General features: G+C 65.8%; 15 protein-coding genes. 9 read left to right on the top strand and 6 right to left on the bottom strand.

Annotation, left to right across the window (positions count from 1 at the left end; all coding sequences use genetic code 11):
• Positions 1–231 precede the first annotated feature (231 nt).
• The gene (locus AC1DIO_RS03250) at positions 232–3,831 is read left to right on the top strand and encodes a hydantoinase B/oxoprolinase family protein (RefSeq protein ID WP_476853091.1); all 3,600 of its coding nucleotides are present in this window, start codon (positions 232–234) and stop codon (positions 3,829–3,831) included.
• A gap of 33 nt (positions 3,832–3,864) precedes the next feature.
• Positions 3,865–4,560 carry an SDR family oxidoreductase gene (locus AC1DIO_RS03245; protein WP_441489471.1) on the top strand — a complete coding sequence of 232 codons (696 nt, stop codon included), beginning with the start codon at positions 3,865–3,867 and terminating at the stop codon, positions 4,558–4,560.
• A gap of 16 nt (positions 4,561–4,576) precedes the next feature.
• Here the strand turns inward: AC1DIO_RS03245 and AC1DIO_RS03240 are convergent, their stop codons facing one another.
• Positions 4,577–5,191, bottom strand: a complete 615-nt coding sequence (locus AC1DIO_RS03240) for a LysE family translocator (protein WP_441489470.1) — start codon at positions 5,189–5,191, stop codon at positions 4,577–4,579.
• A gap of 91 nt (positions 5,192–5,282) precedes the next feature.
• Here AC1DIO_RS03240 and AC1DIO_RS03235 point away from each other — a divergent pair, with 91 nt between their 5' ends.
• Positions 5,283–5,867 carry an N-acetyltransferase family protein gene (locus AC1DIO_RS03235; protein WP_476853090.1) on the top strand — a complete coding sequence of 195 codons (585 nt, stop codon included), beginning with the start codon at positions 5,283–5,285 and terminating at the stop codon, positions 5,865–5,867.
• Positions 5,868–5,873: 6 nt separating this feature from the next.
• Here the strand turns inward: AC1DIO_RS03235 and AC1DIO_RS03230 are convergent, their stop codons facing one another.
• Positions 5,874–6,734, bottom strand: a complete 861-nt coding sequence (locus tag AC1DIO_RS03230; RefSeq protein ID WP_441489468.1) for an alpha/beta fold hydrolase — start codon at positions 6,732–6,734, stop codon at positions 5,874–5,876.
• Positions 6,735–6,826: 92 nt separating this feature from the next.
• On the opposite strand from AC1DIO_RS03230, the gene dapB reads away from it, so the two are divergent.
• The 3 genes from dapB (at position 6,827) to AC1DIO_RS03215 (ending at position 10,641) form a co-directional block, all read left to right on the top strand.
• The gene (gene dapB / locus AC1DIO_RS03225; protein ID WP_476853089.1) at positions 6,827–7,630 is read left to right on the top strand and encodes a 4-hydroxy-tetrahydrodipicolinate reductase; all 804 of its coding nucleotides are present in this window, start codon (positions 6,827–6,829) and stop codon (positions 7,628–7,630) included.
• A 195-nt stretch (positions 7,631–7,825) separates the two neighbouring features.
• Positions 7,826–9,469 carry a methyl-accepting chemotaxis protein gene (locus AC1DIO_RS03220; RefSeq protein WP_476853088.1) on the top strand — a complete coding sequence of 548 codons (1,644 nt, stop codon included), beginning with the start codon at positions 7,826–7,828 and terminating at the stop codon, positions 9,467–9,469.
• A gap of 80 nt (positions 9,470–9,549) precedes the next feature.
• The gene (locus AC1DIO_RS03215; protein WP_441489465.1) at positions 9,550–10,641 is read left to right on the top strand and encodes an ATP-dependent DNA helicase; all 1,092 of its coding nucleotides are present in this window, start codon (positions 9,550–9,552) and stop codon (positions 10,639–10,641) included.
• 18 nt (positions 10,642–10,659) lie between these two features.
• Here the strand turns inward: AC1DIO_RS03215 and AC1DIO_RS03210 are convergent, their stop codons facing one another.
• Both AC1DIO_RS03210 and AC1DIO_RS03205 read right to left on the bottom strand, forming a co-directional pair.
• Positions 10,660–11,436: an anti-sigma factor gene (locus AC1DIO_RS03210; RefSeq protein ID WP_441489464.1), complete on the bottom strand. Its 777-nt coding sequence runs from the start codon at positions 11,434–11,436 to the stop codon at positions 10,660–10,662.
• On the bottom strand, positions 11,433–11,996 hold the full coding sequence (locus AC1DIO_RS03205; RefSeq protein ID WP_441489463.1) for a sigma-70 family RNA polymerase sigma factor: 564 nt from the start codon (positions 11,994–11,996) through the stop codon (positions 11,433–11,435). The genes AC1DIO_RS03210 and AC1DIO_RS03205 overlap by 4 nt, the downstream gene beginning before the upstream one ends.
• A gap of 201 nt (positions 11,997–12,197) precedes the next feature.
• On the opposite strand from AC1DIO_RS03205, the gene AC1DIO_RS03200 reads away from it, so the two are divergent.
• The 3 genes from AC1DIO_RS03200 to AC1DIO_RS03190 all read left to right on the top strand — a co-directional run bounded on the left by AC1DIO_RS03200 (position 12,198) and on the right by AC1DIO_RS03190 (position 15,856).
• Complete coding sequence (locus tag AC1DIO_RS03200) at positions 12,198–13,001, top strand: DUF4394 domain-containing protein (RefSeq protein ID WP_441489462.1); 804 nt, start codon at positions 12,198–12,200, stop codon at positions 12,999–13,001.
• A 156-nt stretch (positions 13,002–13,157) separates the two neighbouring features.
• Positions 13,158–14,588 carry a DUF1800 domain-containing protein gene (locus AC1DIO_RS03195; protein ID WP_476853087.1) on the top strand — a complete coding sequence of 477 codons (1,431 nt, stop codon included), beginning with the start codon at positions 13,158–13,160 and terminating at the stop codon, positions 14,586–14,588.
• Positions 14,589–14,593: 5 nt separating this feature from the next.
• Complete coding sequence (locus AC1DIO_RS03190; protein ID WP_476853086.1) at positions 14,594–15,856, top strand: DUF1501 domain-containing protein; 1,263 nt, start codon at positions 14,594–14,596, stop codon at positions 15,854–15,856.
• Between the two features lie 6 nt (positions 15,857–15,862).
• Here AC1DIO_RS03190 and leuD read toward each other — a convergent pair whose 3' ends face one another.
• Both leuD and AC1DIO_RS03180 read right to left on the bottom strand, forming a co-directional pair.
• A complete protein-coding gene (gene leuD, locus AC1DIO_RS03185; protein WP_043233564.1) occupies positions 15,863–16,465 on the bottom strand; it encodes a 3-isopropylmalate dehydratase small subunit in 603 nt (200 codons plus the stop codon).
• Positions 16,466–16,524: 59 nt separating this feature from the next.
• Entirely contained in the window at positions 16,525–17,157 is a 633-nt protein-coding gene (locus tag AC1DIO_RS03180; RefSeq protein ID WP_441489459.1) for a LysE family translocator, read from the bottom strand.

Below are 17,157 nucleotides of genomic sequence, written 5' to 3'. Positions count from 1 at the left end.
ACGCCATAGGTGTCGGCCGCAGCGGGGCCGCCGCGCGGGACCGCCGGCGCGTGCCGAGTCCGATTGCCAGGGTCGATCCTGTCATCGCATCCTCCCTCGACCGGCCCGGCCCCTCAGCCATGTTCCGGTCACAATTGCGATCGTAGCCGCCGAATCCGCCTTGTCAATATTTCATCGACGATTTATCGATGAATTGTCGAAACGAATTCACGCCACGCTGGGGAGAGTGTCATGACGGCGAGCCATTGGGATTTCTGGATCGACCGCGGCGGCACCTTCACCGACGTGATCGGCCGCGATCCGGCAGGCAAGCTTCACGCCAGGAAGCTGCTCTCGGAGAATCCGGGCGCCTATCGCGACGCCGCCGTCCAGGGCATCCGCGACCATCTCGGCCTCAAGCCCGGCGAGATCATCCCCGCCGGACGCATCGGCGAGGTGCGCATGGGCACCACGGTTGCGACAAATGCCCTGCTCGAGCGCAAGGGCGACCGTACGCTGCTCGTCACCACGAAGGGTTTCCGCGATGCGCTCCGCATCGGCTACCAGGCGCGGCCCGACATCTTCGCCAAGGAGATCATCAAGCCCGAGCAGCTCTACGAGGCGGTGGTCGAGATCGCGGAACGCGTGCTGGCCGATGGCGCGGTCGAACGGGCTCCGGACGAGGCCGCGATCCGCACGGCCCTGCAGGAACAGTACGATGCCGGTTTCCGCGCCGTGGCGATCGCCTTCATGCACGCCTATCGCTATCCCCAACATGAGCAGGTGGCAGCGCGCATCGCCCGAGAGATCGGCTTTCCGCAGGTGTCGGTCAGCCACGAGGTCTCGCCGCTGATCAAGCTGGTCGGGCGTGGCGATACGGCTGTGGTTGATGCCTATCTCTCGCCGATTCTCGGGCGCTATGTCGCGCAGGTTTCCGAAGAGCTCGACATCGGGCGCACCGGCGCACGGCTGATGTTCATGATGTCGTCCGGTGGCCTCACCGCGGCAGAGCTGTTCCAGGGCAAGGATGCAATCTTGTCGGGCCCCGCCGGGGGCGTCGTCGGCCTGGCCGAGACCGGGCGTTCGGCCGGGTTCGACAAGGTGATCGGCTTCGACATGGGTGGCACCTCCACCGATGTCGCGCATTTCGATGGCGAGTATGAGCGCGCTTTCGAGACCGAGGTCGCCGGCGTGCGGATGCGCGCGCCGATGATGCTGATCCATACAGTTGCGGCTGGTGGCGGCTCGATCCTGCATTTCGACGGCGCGCGCTTCCGCGTCGGCCCGGATTCGGCCGGCGCCAATCCGGGGCCGGCCGCCTATCGACGCGGAGGCCCGCTCGCGGTCACCGACGCGAATGTCATGGTCGGCAAGCTGATCCCGGCCTATTTCCCGGCGATCTTTGGCGAGCAGCATGATCAACCGCTCGATGTGGACGCGGTCCGCGCCAAATTCGCGAAGCTTGCGGCTGAGGTCGGCGACGGCCGCAGCGCTGAAGAGGTCGCCGACGGCTTCATCCAGATTGCCGTCGCCAATATGGCCGAGGCGATCAAGAAGATCTCGGTGCAGCGTGGCTATGACATCACCCGCTATGCCTTGAACTCGTTTGGTGGTGCAGGCGGGCAGCACGCCTGCCTCGTCGCCGATGCGCTCGGCATCAAGACCGTGCTGCTGCACCCGTTCTCCGGCCTGCTCTCGGCCTATGGCATGGGGCTCGCCGAGATCCGCTCGACGCGGACGGCCGCGCTCGACGTACCGCTCGATGCCGAGGTCAAGGCCGCGATTGCGGAGGTGGCCGAGCGGCTGGGTGCCGAGACGCGCGCCGAGCTGATCGGGCAAGGCGTGCCGGATGGCGAGATCGCCATCCATATCCGAGCCCATATCCGCTATGCCGGCACCGATACGGCGATCGCGATTGCGTCCGGCAGCCGGGCCGAGATGCAGGAAGCTTTCCAGGTCGCGCATAAGGCGCGCTTCGGCTTCATGGACGAGACCAAGGCCTTGGTCGTCGAGGCGGTCGAGGTCGAGGCCGTTGGCGGGGGCGCCAGGTTCGAGGAGGCGGCGGCAGGCGAGCGGGCCGGTGAACCGGCGGTTGCCGAACGCACGCGCCTGTTCTCGAAGGGGCAGTGGCACGAAGCCGCGATCGTGCGGCGCGAAGCGATGGCTCCGGGGCAGAGCGTCGCGGGACCCGCCATCATCATCGAAGCGAACCAGACCGTCGTCGTTGAGGACGGCTGGAGTGCGAAGCTGACGGCCAAGGACCATCTCGTCCTGCATCGCAGCAAGGCGCTGGTGCAGAATGCCGCGATCGGCACCAAGGCCGATCCCGTCATGCTCGAGATCTTCAACAACCTGTTCATGTCGATCGCCGAGCAGATGGGCGTGACGCTGCAGAACACCGCCTATTCCGTGAACATCAAGGAGCGGCTCGACTTCTCCTGCGCCGTGTTCGACTCGACCGCGAGCCTCGTCGCCAACGCGCCGCATATGCCGGTGCATCTCGGCTCGATGGACAAGTCGGTCGAGACGGTGATCAGGAACAACCCCGTCATCCGGCCGGGTGACGTCTATTGCCTCAATGCGCCCTATAATGGCGGCACGCATCTGCCCGACATCACGGTCTGCACCCCGGTCTTCGATGCCGAAGACAGGAACATCCTGTTCTGGGTGGCGAGCCGTGGCCACCATGCCGATGTCGGTGGCGTGGCGCCCGGCTCGATGTCGCCGCTGGCGACGCATATCGAGGAAGAGGGCGTCTATATCGACAATTTCAAGATCGTCGATCAGGGCCGCTTCTGCGAGGAGGAGCTGGTCAAGCTGCTGACTGGGGCGCGCTATCCCGTCCGCAACGTCGTGCAGAACGTCAACGACCTCAAGGCGCAGATCGCCGCCAATGAGAAGGGCGTGGCGGAGCTGAAGAAGATGATCCGCTCCTTCGGCCTCGACGTGGTCCAGGCCTATATGGGCCATGTCCAGGACAATGCGGCCGAGAGCGTCGCACGGCTGCTCGCCAAGCTGCATGATTGCGAGTTCACTTATCCGATGGATCAGGGCTGCGCGATCAAGGTGAAGATCACGATCGATCGTTCGAGGCGCGAGGCGACGGTCGATTTCACCGGCACCTCGCCGCAGCGCGAGGACAATTTCAACGCGCCTGCGCCGGTGACCCGTGCGGCGGTGCTCTATGTCTTCCGCGTCATGGTCGATGACGCGATTCCCATGAACGCGGGCTGCCTGCGACCGATCAGGATCGTCGTGCCGGAAGGCTCGATGCTGGCGCCGCACTATCCGGCGGCCGTCGTTGCCGGCAATGTCGAGGTCAGCCAGGCTGTCACCAATACGCTGTTCGGTGCGCTCGAGGCGATGTCGGCCTCGCAGGGAACGATGAACAACCTGACCTTCGGCAATGATCAGTATCAGTACTACGAGACGATCTGCTCCGGCTCGCCGGCGGGGCCGGGCTTCAATGGAACCTCCGGCGTGCATGTCCACATGACCAATTCGCGCCTGACCGATCCGGAGATCCTGGAGACGCGTTTCCCCGTCGTGCTTGAGGATTTCCACATTCGCCCGGGCTCGGGCGGCAAGGGCGAATGGAATGCCGGCGATGGCACCAGCCGCACGATCCGCTTCCGCGAGCGGATGGACTGCGCGATCCTCGCCTCGCATCGCCGCGTGCGCCCCTTCGGCGTCAAGGGCGGTGAAGCGGGGCAGCTCGGCAAGACGATCGTCCGCCGGCTTTCCGGAGCCGTCGAGGAACTGAAGCCGAGCGACCAGACGCTGCTCGAGGCGGGCGAGGCCGTGACCGTGATCACGCCGACGGCGGGAGGCTATGGAAAAGCGAAGGGCTGACGCTTAGGTCCTGTCTCCACACGGGAGATGGATATGCCTCAGACCTGGATGATCACCGGCGCCAATCGCGGCATCGGCCTTGCTCTTGCTACCGCCCTGGTGGCGCGTGGCGACCATGTCATCGCCGCCGCGCGCGATCCGGCAAGTCCCGGCCTTGTGGCGCTGGTCGCCAAGCATGGCGGGCTCGTCACGCCGGTCACCCTCGATGTGACGTCCGATGCGAGCGTCGCCGCTGCCAAGGCTGCGCTCGCCGACCGACCGATCGATGTCCTGGTCAACAATGCAGGCGTCTACGGCCCGCGCGACAAGCAGGGCGCGCTCGACATGGATTTCGACGCCTGGCGCGACGTGTTCGAGGTCAATGTCTATGCGCCGCTGCGCGTGGCGCAGGCATTCCTGCCCAATGTCGAGGCCTCGCAAGGGCGCAAGATCGCGACGATCAGCAGCCGCATGGGCTCGATCGCCGGCAATCCCTCGGGGGCGCTCGCCTATCGCTCTTCGAAATCGGCCGTGAACATGGCCATGGTCGTGTTCGGCAACGCCGTGCGCGAGCGCGGCGTCAGCATCCTGCTGTTCCATCCGGGCTGGGTGCAGACCGACATGGGCGGTGGCGGAGCCGACATTCCGCCGACAGAAAGCGCCGCCGGCCTGATCGCAACGATCGACCGGTCCGGCATCTCCGACACCAACAGCTTCCGGACCTGGAAGGGCGAAGCGATCGCCTGGTGAGGCCTGAGGCGGCGGATCAACTGGCGCGCGACGAGCCCAGCCAGAGGCCGCCGCCAATCAGGAAGCCGCCGCTGACGCGCGAGAGCAGGCGCACGCGCTTCTGCGACAGCAGCCGTCCCGCCCGCCCCGAAAGCAGCGCATAGCCGCTGTCGCTGACCGCGGCGAAGAGCATCGCGGTCAGCCCCATGATCGCGATCTGCGTGACGTGATCGCGGGCGGGGTCGAGAAATTGCGGGAAGAAGGCACCAAAGAAGAGCAGTGTCTTCGGATTACTGAGCGCGACCAGGACGCCTTGCAGGAAGAACCCGCCGCGCGGTGCTCGGGCCTGCATGGCGCCATCCTCGACGCCGCCGGCCCGGACCATCTTCCAGCCGAGCCAGATCAGATAGGCGGCGCCGGCGAGCCGCACCCAGTCGAACCAGTGGCCCATCGCCGCGATGACCGAGCTCAGGCCGATGCCGACGATCGCGATCATGATCGCGAGGCCGAGCTGGGTTCCTGCCGCATTCAGGAGCCCGGCGCGGGCACCATGCTTCAGGCTGTTGGCGATGATCAGTGTTACGGTCGGGCCCGGCACGATGACGATGACGAAGCAGGCAACGAGATAAGCGGCAAAAAGCTCGAAGGACATGGCGGCAGTCTCCATCTCGATTGCTGAGTCATCTCAGCCTGGGGCCGATGAGTCGAGCCCCCTCGTGCCGCTGGCGAAAGGGACCAGGAGAATGTCGGCCTTTGCCTTCACTGTTCTGCCGCTGGCGCCCGAGCGCTGGCCGGATCTCGAGGATCTCTTCGGTCCGAAGGGGCCCTGCTATGGCTGCTGGTGCAACCATTTCCGCATGCCCCAGAAGCAGCGCCTGCCGCTATTGGGGGAGGGGGCCCGGCAATTGTTCGAGCAACGGGTTCGCGAGGGGCCGTCCCCTGGCGTCCTGGCCCATGATCACGAGACCTGTGTCGGCTGGCTCCAGGTCGGCCCTCGGCGCGACATTCCCGAATGGAACAATCCGCGGCGCGCCTCGACGCCGCTGCCGGATGCGCCGGCCGACGATGAGCGCGTCTGGGCGGCGTCCTGTTTCTTCGTCCGCAAGGCGTGGCGGGGCAGGGGCGTCACGGCGGCGCTGCTCGACGGCGGGATCATTTTCGCGCGCGAGAACGGGGCCCGCCTGCTCGAGGCTGCCCCCATGGACCATGAATTCAAGCGTAGCAGCGAGGGCCTTTATGTTGGCGCCGAGCGGGTCTTCCTGCGAGCCGGCTTCGTCGAGGTCGCGCGGCAGAAGGAGGGGCGGCCGCTGATGCGGCTCGCACTCTGAGCGATATCACGCTTCATCGAGAATGAACTCGCGGATCGTCGCGAACGCGGCCTCTGGGTCGTCGCCGACGATGCCGTGGCCGCAACCAGCGAAACGCTTGAAACGAACCGATTCGGGCGGAAGGCACGCTGCAATCGTCTCGCTGAAGGCAATCGGCGTGATGGGGTCTTCCTCGCCCCCCATAACGAGGACTGGGCAATTCACGGCTCCCAGCGCGGCGCGAAAATCGAAGCGGCCCTGTTCGTTGTGCGGGCCATTGAACCAGACGCCTGTCTCGTTGCGCGAGATGAGCCTCTGTATCCAATCGGTCGAGCCGGTTCGCGGTCGCGCTGCGTAGAGCGGAAAGCAAATCTCAGTATAGGGCGCACGTGTCTCAGGCGCGGGCGCCGACCAGTAGTTTCGGGCCGCCTGACTGGCTCGTGGACCACCGACCCGTTCGAAGGCTGCGTAGACCGCCGGGAAATCGAACTTGGCGGCCGTGGAAATCAGGATCAGCTTGGCGGCATGCCCGGGATGGCGCGTCGCATAGGCCTGCGCGACAAAGCCCCCGAATGACGTGCCGAGGATGATCGGTCTTTCGATGCCGAGTGTGTCGCAGAGCACCTTCAGGTCATCGGCCCACTGGTCCAATGTCCAACTCTCACGCGGGCCGTCTTCGCTGCGGCCGCAGCCGCGATGATCGTAATAGACGATCTGGGCGATATCGCTAAGTCCGGAGAACCCGGGTTTGTAGATGCTGTGGTCGGCGCCTGGACCGCCATGAAGCAGGATCAGCGTTGGCTTTTCCCGCATGGCCGGGCCATCGGGCGCGAGCCCCGCACCTTCGATGTCGACATAGAGGCGCACTCCGTTGACAGTGACACGCATCGGTTCGATTCCCCCAGCCGCATCCAAGCCTCGAACTGTAAGGGGCGGATGATCGAACTCAATTGTTTCCAGCCTTATGTTGGGAGTTTCCGATGATCCGCATCACGCTTGCCGGCTGCACCGGCTGGGTCGGCAAGGCGCTTGTCGCTGCAATCGACTCCGCGTCCGACCTTGAGCTTGTTGCGGGTGTCTCGCGCAAGGCAGCAGGCAGCGATCTCGGCGAGGCGGCCGGGCAGCCAGCCAATGGCAAACCGGTTTTTGCGACCGTGGCGGAGGCGCTCGCCGTGCCGTCGGATGTCCTGATCGACTATACCAAGCCCGACAGCGTGAAGGACAATGTGCTGGCAGCCGTTGCGGCGGGGCGCCATGTCGTCGTCGGCGCGTCTGGCATGACCGGCGAGGATTATGCGGAGATCGAGGCCGCTGCGCTCAAGGCCGGCGTCGGCGTGCTTGCCGCGGGCAATTTCTCGATCACCGCGACGCTGCTGCGCCGCTTTGCCCGCGAAGCGGTGAAATATGTGCCGGATGTCGAGATCATCGACTACGCCTCCGCGTCGAAGCCGGACACGCCGTCCGGAACCGGGCGCGAACTCGCCGAGACGCTTGGTGCCGAGCGTATGGCTGGAACCGCGAAGCCGGTTGCGGAGCTCGGCGGCGCCCGCGAGACGCGTGGCGCCGCAATCGGTGCGCCGCATGCGGTACAGGTCCATTCGCTGCGGATGCCGGGCTTCGTCCTTTCCTGCGAAGCGGTCTTCGGCCTCCCGGACGAGCGGCTGGTGATCCGGCATGATGCCGGCACCTCTGCCGCGCCTTATGTCGGCGGCACCTTGCTGGCGGCGCGGCGGGTTGCGGATCAGATCGGGCTTCGGCGTGGCTTGGACAGCCTAATGGCCTGATCAACGGGCGTTGCCGTTATTTTTTGCACGCGCGGCGGCTTCGACAGCTCGGTCCGTATCCGGCTAACTTGTTGATTTTTATCACGTTCCTCCTGTCGTGTTAACCTAACGTTCGTTCGCATCTGCGAAGGGAAGGGCGCGCTACGACGAGGGGGCAACGCGATGCGGCAATTGGGGCTGACTGCGAAGATCACCATGCTGTTTGCGCTCATGGGGATTGCCGCTGGCCTCGGGTTGTTCAGCGCGGTTCGGGGCTTTGACGCGGTCCGCGAAATCGATCGCGATGCTTTCTCGAGCATGGCCTTGGTCAACCGCGCGGCGCTGCTCTCGAATCGCGTGGCGCAGGCCTCGCTGCTTAGCCGCTTCGATGACGCGGCCACGCCGCGTGCGATCGAGACCGCGCTCGATTCTCTTGATGGAGCTGTGGAGCTGGTCGATGCCGCACGAGCCAGTCTGATCTCTTCGTTGCCGCGCGAACTCCGCGACGCCAATCCGACCTTGGATGCCCGGATCAGGACGTTCATTTCATTCCAGCGCGACATCGTCACGATGGGGCGCGAGGTCTCGGCAAAGGCCGCGCTCATCGAGGCCTCGGCCGAGGCGGCGCGCGAGAATGTCCGCCAGATCATCCTCGTCACGTCGAAGCTCGCCGATGGCCTGGACAGGCGTGCGCAGCTCGGCGCTGCAGAGGCTGCGGGGCTAGCCCACGCGCTGCGCCTGCGGGTGATCGCGACGGCGGTTGGTCTCCCGCTCGCCTGCGCGCTGCTGGCGATGTACCTGCTCAGGACCCAGCTCACCCGCCCCCTGCGCGATCTGATGGCCGCTATCGCCACCGCGACGGCGACCTCTGCCGTCATCGCGGTGCCGCATGTCCGGCGTCGCGACGAGATTGGCCAGCTTGCCCGCACCGTGCGGGCGCTGAGCGAAGTGCGGGCGACCCTGGTCACCCGCGATGCCGAGGCCGACCGGGCTCTGTTCCACCAGAACCAGCGAACAGAGGAGCTCGGCCGCATCGCCGAGGAATTCGAACACCGGATTGGTGCCGTGCTTCACGATATCGCCGGGTTGAGCGAAGCTCTGCGCACCGCACAACAGGATTCTGCGGTGCGGGCACAGCAGGTCTCGCAGAGCACGGGCACTGCCGCTTCCGCCGTCGACGGGGCGGGGTTGGAGGCACGGCGCATCACCGAGGCAGCCCTGCGCCTGGAGCAGGTGATCGGCCAGATCAATGCGGAAGTGCACCGGGTTTCACAAACGGCGACGGTGGCGACGCAGGATGCCGCTGGCACCTCCGGCCTTGTCCTGCGTCTGACCGAGAATGCGGGGCAAATCCGCGATGTCGTCGACATCATCGAGACGATCGCTCGGCAAACCAATCTGCTTGCGCTGAACGCAACGATCGAGGCGGCGCGCGCCGGCGTGCATGGCCGGGGGTTTGCCGTCGTCGCGAGCGAGGTCAAGGCGCTGGCGGGCCAGACGGCCGACGCGACAGCGCAGATCGTGCGGCGCATTGCAGCGGTCAACGCGGCGCTGTCGCAGGCGGCGCAGGCGGTTTCAGGCATCGTCGCTAGCGTCGGTGCCGTCGAACAGGCCAGCACCGAGATTTCGACCATGGTCGCCTCGCATTCCGAGTTGATGGGCTCGCTCGGGGACACGGTCGCGCGTATTTCGGGTGTGACGGAAACGGCTGCGGGCGCAATGGCGGAGATCGCCGAGGCGAATGCGCAGACTGTCGAACAGGCTGGCAGGGGCGCGTTCGGGGCCCGCGACCTCGACGAGCGCATCGCAGCGCTGCAGGGCGAGGCGGAGGAATTCGTCAGGCGCCTGCGCGCCGCCTGATCCCGTTCTGTTCTTGCGCTTGCATTGCGCGAGCGACTCGCGCCTTTGTGCGGCATGGTCGCATATCGGATTCCTTCGCGATGAGCTGGTCGCCGCAACAGGATGCCGCGCTGAGCGCGGTCGCACGCTGGCTGCAGGCTGGTGAGCCTCAGGTTTTTCGGCTGTTCGGCTATGCCGGCACGGGCAAGACGACGCTCGCGCGCCATATTGCCGAGGGTGTCGATGGCACAGTCCTCTTCGCCGCCTTCACCGGCAAGGCGGCGCTGGTGCTGCGCAACAAGGGCTGCGATGGCGCCCAGACCATCCATTCATTGATCTACCGCTCGCGTGGCGTCGATGAGGAAAGCCCGACATTTGTGCTCAACCGCGAGAGCAACGCGGCCAAGGCCGGGCTGATCATCATCGACGAGTGCTCGATGGTCGACGAGGAGTTGGGCAAGGATCTGCTCTCCTTCGGTACGCCGGTCCTTGTGCTGGGGGACCCGGCGCAGTTGCCCCCGGTCAAGGGCGGCGGGTATTTCACCGAGACCGAGCCGGACGTGATGCTGACCGAGGTCCATCGCCAGGCTGCGGACAATCCCATCGTCAGGATGTCGATGATCGTCCGCGAGGGAGGGCGCCTCGATGTCGGCGACTACGGCGAGAGCCGGGTCATTCGCCGCGATGCGGTCAATTCCGAGCTGGTGTTGGGTGCCGATCAGGTCCTGGTCGGCATGAACAAGACGCGCCGGCTCTACAATGCGCGCATCCGGCAGCTCATGGGGCGCGATTCCACCGTGCCGGTCGCGGGTGAGAAGCTCGTCTGCCTGCGCAACGACAAGAGCAAGGGCCTGCTCAATGGCGGCTCCTGGATCGTGCAGGAACTCAAGACCTCGAAGAAGGGCCTGATCACGATGCGAGTCACGCCGGAGGATGATACCGGTGGAAAGCCGGTCAAGGTCTCCGTGATGCCCAATTTCTTCGACGGCACCGAGGAGGAGGTGCCGTGGGAGCTGCGCAAGCACACCGATGAATTCACCTTCGGCTACGCCCTGACAGTCCACAAGGCGCAGGGCTCGCAATGGGATGACATCGTCCTCTTCGACGAGGCCTTTGCCTTTCGCGAGCACCGGGCGCGCTGGCTCTATACCGGGCTGACGCGTGCGGCCGAGACGATCACGGTGGTGGTGTAGCGGCAGACCCCCTGGGATTCACAGGGCCTGCGCCGTGGTCCCCTTGGCAATGATGGGGCCGGTCGGCCTCCCTGTCGGCGAGCCTGTCGCGGGTTCCAGGGTGATCTCGAAGAGCTGATCCTTGCCAAGCGGCAGTTGGTCCAGCCTGAGATGGGTCGAGCGGGCACGCTCGATCAGCCCCACCGAGCGCGGGCCCACCGCGCGGTCCCACAGTGTCCAGATTTCGAGGGCCTTGCCTTCGGGAACATGGATCGCCTGCAGCGGCACCATCTCCACCCTGCCGTCGGCGAAGGTGTTGACGACCGCTGCAGCGACGCTGGCTTCGGTCATCAGCACGGCGACCATCACGGGCTGGCGCCTGGCCCGATCGAGGGCGTTCAGGAGACCTGCAGCGAGAACGATTATCGCCAGCGCTCCGGCGAGCGCTGCGCCGCGCCAGACGAAGAGGCTGTTCCACCAATCGGCCAGGCGGCTGGTTGCGGCCGCGGCGGGGCGCGACGCCTGAGCCGGTGCTGCACTGCTCATGCCTGCGGGAGCCGCCTGCTGCGCGACGGCCGCCAGCTCGGTCTCGATCCGGCTCCATAGCGCGGCTGGCGGCTCGATGGGCGCGGCGGTGGCATCGATGGCCGCGAAGTGAACGCGCCAGCGCTCGACCGCTGCAGCGAGATCAGGATCGGTCTCGAGCTGCTGGTCGAAGGCCGTGAGGTCGGCCCCCTCGATCAGGCCAAGCACATATTCGCCCGCCAGCGCGGTGCGCTCCTCCGGGCCGAGAGATCTGGTGGAGGAGGGGCTCATCCGAGGCACTCCTTGAGCGAGATCAGGGAGCGGCGAATCCAGGATTTGACGGTGCCGATCGGCATTTTGAGGCGACCGGCGATCTCGCCATGGGTCAACCCCTGGACGAAGGCAAGCAGCACGATGCCGCGCCGCTGCGGTGGCAGCGTCTCCAGGCAGGCGCGGAGTGCCTTGGCGTCGGACAGTTTCGACATCACCGTCTCAGGATCGTCCTCTTCGCTCGCGGTTTCCTCGGCGACAGGCATATCGGTGGTTTCCGTGCGCTTCTCATCCCGCAGGATCGAGAGCGAGCGGTTGCGCAGGATCGCGTAGATCCAGGTCAAGCCGGCACCGCGCTGCGGATCGAACCGCGTCGCATGTCGCCAGATCAGGACGAAGGTATCCTGCACTGCCTCCTCGGCCAGCGCGCGCCGCTTGAGCAGACGCTGGGCCACGCCGATCATACGCGCGGCCTCGGCGTCGTAGATGCGCTTGAGCGCAAGTTTATCTCCGGAGGCACAGTCGCGCAGCGCGGTTTCGATGTCCGTAGCCTTTGGCGGCACTACGGCGTTCATCGCCATCCCTGTCTCCTCCTCGGCGCAGCGCCTCAGCCTTGCGCGAATAGATGAATACGCGGCTCGGCCAGCTTCGGATGCGTCTCAGTTTTTTGTTTTTTCCGTCGCATCCGCTCCTGTGCCGCAAGCTTACCCAGATTGGGTGCCGCGCCAGGTCAGGCGGCGAACAGCCCTCGAAACAATGCGGCAGACGATTGGGAGGATAACATGCAGATTGCACGCGCCACACGCCTCGCGCTGATTGCTTCCACGATCCTGGGGGCTTCCTTCGCCGCGACCTTGGCAGCCCCCGCCGGAACCCTCGCCGCCCTGACGGGCGACGACACGCTGACAATGATCGATACGGCGACGCAGAAGGCCGGCAAGTCCATCAAGGTCACCGGCATGACCGGCAAGATCGCCGGCATCGATATTCGGCCCGCCGACGGAATGCTCTACGCGCTGTCGACCGACGGCACGATCTTCACGGTCGATATGACGAGCGGGAAAGCGACGATGAAGTCGAAGATGGATACCACGCTTGCCGCCGGCATGATGGCGACGGTCGATTTCAACCCGGCCGCCGACCGGTTGCGGGTCATCGGCGCCGACGGCACAAACCTTCGCGTCAATGTCGAGGACGGCAAGACCACGGTCGACGGCAAGTTGAAATTCGCCGAGACCGACATGCACAAGGGCGAGACGCCGATGGTCGTTGCCGGCGCCTATTCCAACTCGGTGAAGGGCACCAAGGAGACGGCGCTCTACGATATCGACGCCAAGATCGGCGGGTTGCTGAAACAGGCGCCGCCGAATGACGGCGTGCTGGGCGCTGTCGGCAAGCTCGGCGTCACAGGGAAGGCGATCGCCTTCGATATCGAGACCGATGCGTCAGGCGCCAATACCGGCTGGCTGCTGGCGGACGGCACCCTGCATAAAGTCGATCTGGCAACGGGCAAGGCTTCGATGGTGGGCAAGGTCACCGGGCTGAACGGGCCGGTGCGCGACGTCGCGGCGCTGCCGGCGATGTAGGCAAACGGGACCGAAACCGCCTCGGAGGGGCCGCCACGCCGCAGGGCGTGGCGGTCTTTCGATGTTCTATCTCGGCGCACCGCATCGGGGTATGCGATTTTTGCCATAGTTGGCCCGGATGCTCGGTTTTGCCTGCTCAAGGCGAGGGAGCCGTCGATGGCGCGCGATTCGCGGTTGAATATTCTCGGTTTGCAGCGCTTCGGCTTGGGGCTCCGACCTGGCGATCTCACGGCGATCGGCGGCGACGCCCGGGACCTCTTTCTCGATGAGGTCAAGCGCAGGAGCGTTCCCGTTCCGATTGGCCTCGAGCTCGTCGGGCAGGCGCAGATCGGATCGGCGTTCTATGCCTTCCAGGATAAGGAGAAGGCCGAGCGAGAGGCCCCGCGCCCGGCCATGCAGGCGGCGATGATCCCTGCCCCGGGCGGGATGAACGAAGGGCAGGGAGCGTCGGCGCCGCCAGCACCATCCGAGCCTCCTTTGCCGCAAAGGATCTATCGCGACGAGGTGGCAGCGCGGATGCGTGCCGGGCTGGAACCGCTCGCCGGTTTTGGCGAACGGCTGGCGCAGTTCTGGTCGAGCCATTTCTGCATCTCCATCTCGCAAGGCAACTTCGTGCGGGTGTTGGCGGGAGCCTACGAGCGTGAGGCGATACGCCCCTATGTCTTTGGCCGGTTCGAAGACATGCTCCTGGCCGTCGAGAGCCATCCGGCCATGCTGATCTATCTCGATAATCAGCAATCGATCGGGCCGAACTCTCCGGCAGGCAAGCGCCGCGGCCGCGGGCTCAACGAGAACCTCGCCCGCGAGATCATGGAACTGCATACGCTGGGCGTCTCCGGCGGCTATTCGCAAGGCGATGTGACGAGTCTGGCTCGCATCATCACGGGCTGGACAGTTGCTGGCCGCGACGGCCGGCTCGGCTTCCCCGGCGCCTTTGCCTTCAATGCCGGCGTGCATGAGCCTGGCGTTCATCCGCTGCTCGGCAAGGATTACGAGGAGGCTGGGGCGGAGCAGGGCAGGCTCGCACTGCTCGACCTCGCGCATCATCCCGCGACAGCCCGGCATGTCGCGTTGAAGCTCGCGCGGCATTTCGTGGCGGATGATCCCCCGCCGGCGCTCGTTTCCCAGCTGGTGGAAACCTGGCGCCGTACGGAGGGCGATCTCGCCGCGGTATCGGCCGCGCTCATTCAGTCGAACGACGCATGGGGTGCGGAGGCCGCGAAGCTGCGCCAGCCGCAGGAGCTTTTGCTGGCGATGCTGCGGGCGCTTGGACGCAAGCCGGAGTTCGGTCCCATCGCAGGAGCGCTCGCGACGATGGGCCAACCACTCTGGCAGCCCTCGGGACCGAATGGCTTTCCCGGAAACAACGATGCGTGGGCGACACCGGAAGGCATCAAGACGCGGATCGACGTGGCGGCAGCGTGGGGGCGTCAGGCGGCTGGTACCGCCAGCGACCCACGGGCCCTGCTCGAGGCGGTGCTGGGCTCGCTCGCTTCAGCCGAGACCAAACAGGCGGTGGCCCGCGCCGAGAGCAAGCCGCAGGCGATCGCGCTCTTGCTGATGTCGCCCGAATTCCAGCGGAGGTGAGCCAGATGTCAGACGCGATCCGCGACGATGACGACGATTGCGAGGCGATGACACCATCACGCCGGTCCGTGCTGGGGGCGGCAAGCGCGCTCTTCGCCTGGTCATTCATGCCGAAATTCGCCCATGCGGCGGCCGGCAGTCGGGATGCGCGCTTCATCACCGTGGTGCTGCGCGGCGCACTCGACGGCCTCGCCGCCGTTCCGCCGATCGGCGACCCGAACTATGCCGATCTGCGTCAGGATATCGCGCTGCAGCGCGATGGAGCGGATGCGGCGTTGCCGCTCGATGGCTTCTTCCACCTCCACCCCGCCATGCCCAACCTCGCCCGGCTCTACGGCCAGGGGCATGCCGCGATCGTGCATGCGGCAGCGACGGGCTATCGCGAGCGCTCGCATTTCGATGGGCAGGATGTGCTGGAAAGCGGTCAGCAAGGCCCGGGACGCGTCGATAGCGGCTGGCTCAACCGCATGATCGCGGCGCTGCCGGCCGGTGAGACGATCGCGCGTCACGGGGTACTCGGGGTCGGTGTGGTGCCACCATTGATCGTCAGGGGCCAGGCCCCGGTGCTGGGCTGGGCGCCGCCGGTGATGCCGCGCGCCGGAGATGATCTGATCCAGCGACTGGGCGACCTTTACGGGCAGCGCGACCCCATGCTGGCAAACGTGCTTGCTCGGGCGATCGAGACCGAGACGATCGTGCTCGGCCAGGGCATGGGCGGCGACAGGATGCGATCACGCGGCGGCCCGGGCAATCCCCAGGGCATGATCCAGATCGCTGAGGGAGCGGCGCGGCTCGTTGGTGCCGATGACGGTCCTCGTATTGCGGCGCTGGCCTTCGAGGGCTGGGATACCCACGCCAATGAGGGCGGCGCCAAGGGGCGGCTCGCCGGGCTGCTCGGCGGGCTCGATGGTGCGTTCAATGCGTTCGAGACCGGGCTGAAGCGGGTCTGGAAGGACACGGTCGTGATGGTCGTCACGGAGTTCGGTCGAACCGCCAGGGTCAACGGCACGGTCGGAACCGATCACGGTACCGGTACTGTCGCGTTCCTGGTCGGCGGCGCGGTCAGGGGCGGTCGTGTGATCGCGGACTGGCCGGGGCTGAAACCGGAGCAGCTCTGGGAGCAGCGCGACCTGAAGCCGACCACGGATATCCGGGCGGTCGCAAAGGGGGTCGTGACCGATCTGTTCGGCCTGTCGGGACCGGTTCTGGCCGAGAAGGTATTTCCCGGCACCGGCGATATTGCGCCGATGCCGGGCTTGGTCGTCTGATCCCGATCAGGCCCAGGCGCGCTTGGCGAGCTTGGCCTCGAAGGCGTCGATCTTCGGCGCCTTCTCCATGGTCAGGCCGATATCGTCGAGCCCGTTCAGCAGGCAGTGCTTGCGGAAGGGGTCGATGTCGAACGTCACCGTGCCGCCATCCGGACCCTTGATTTCCTGCTTTGCGAGATCGACCGTCAGCGTCGCGTTGGAGCCGCGATCGGCGTCGTCGAAGAGCTTCTCAAGGTCTTCGGGCGAGACCACGATCGGCAGGATGCCGTTCTTGAAGCAGTTATTGTAGAAGATGTCGGCAAACGAGGTCGAGATCACGCAGCGGATGCCGAAGTCGAGCAGGGCCCAGGGAGCATGCTCGCGCGACGAGCCGCAGCCGAAATTGTCCCCGGCAACCAGGATCTCCGACTTGCGGTAGGCCGGCTGGTTCAGCACGAAATCGGGGTTCTCAGCGCCATCCTCGTTGTAGCGCATCTCCGCGAACAGCGCGGTGCCCAGCCCGGTGCGCTTGATCGTCTTCAGGTACTGCTTGGGGATGATCATGTCGGTGTCGACATTGATCACCTTCAGCGGCGCCGGGGTGGAGGTCAGGGTGGTGAAGGGCTGCATGGCGAGGGCTCCAACAGGTCTTTCTGGCTAGGATATCGTGACGTGGCCGACAACGCGCTTCACAGCTGCGCGGTCAGGAGTTTGAAGCTGGCGAAGGTGAAGAAGGCGGCAAGGCAGGCCTCGGCACGACGGCGGATCTTGCGATAGCCCGCGATCATGGAGGGGGTCGAAAACAGCAGGGCATATCCCTGATTGATCAGAAGCGAGATCAGCAGGCAGCCGATGATGATGGCATGCACCACAACCACGGGTGTTTCCGGGCGCAGGCCGAGCGCGATGATCGCGGTCCAGCTCAAGATCGCCTTCGGGTTGGTCAGGTGCATGAGATAGCCGCGCAAATAGATGCGATGCCCCGAAACCGTGGCTTTCGGCGGGGGCATGTCCACTCGCATCGCTGAACGCGCCGAGCGCCAGGCGAGATAGAGCAGATAGACGCCGCCGACGATCTTGATGGCATAGAGCGCACCGGGATGGGCCACGATCACGGCCGAGACGCCGATGGCGGCCAGGATGCCCCAGGTCAGGGAGCCGGTCGTGACGCCGAGTGCGAGCGTCATTCCGGCGCGCCGACCACGCTCCATCGACGTCGCCATCACGGCAAGATTGCTCGGGCCCGGGCTGGCAACTGCAAGGAAGAACGCGGAATAGACCAGGGCCAGGCTCGGCAGATGCCGGATCAGATCGTCCATCAT

The sequence above is a fragment of the Allobosea sp. 05T439 genome (assembly GCF_056396005.1).
This window is presented reverse-complemented; position numbering and strand designations above follow the sequence as displayed.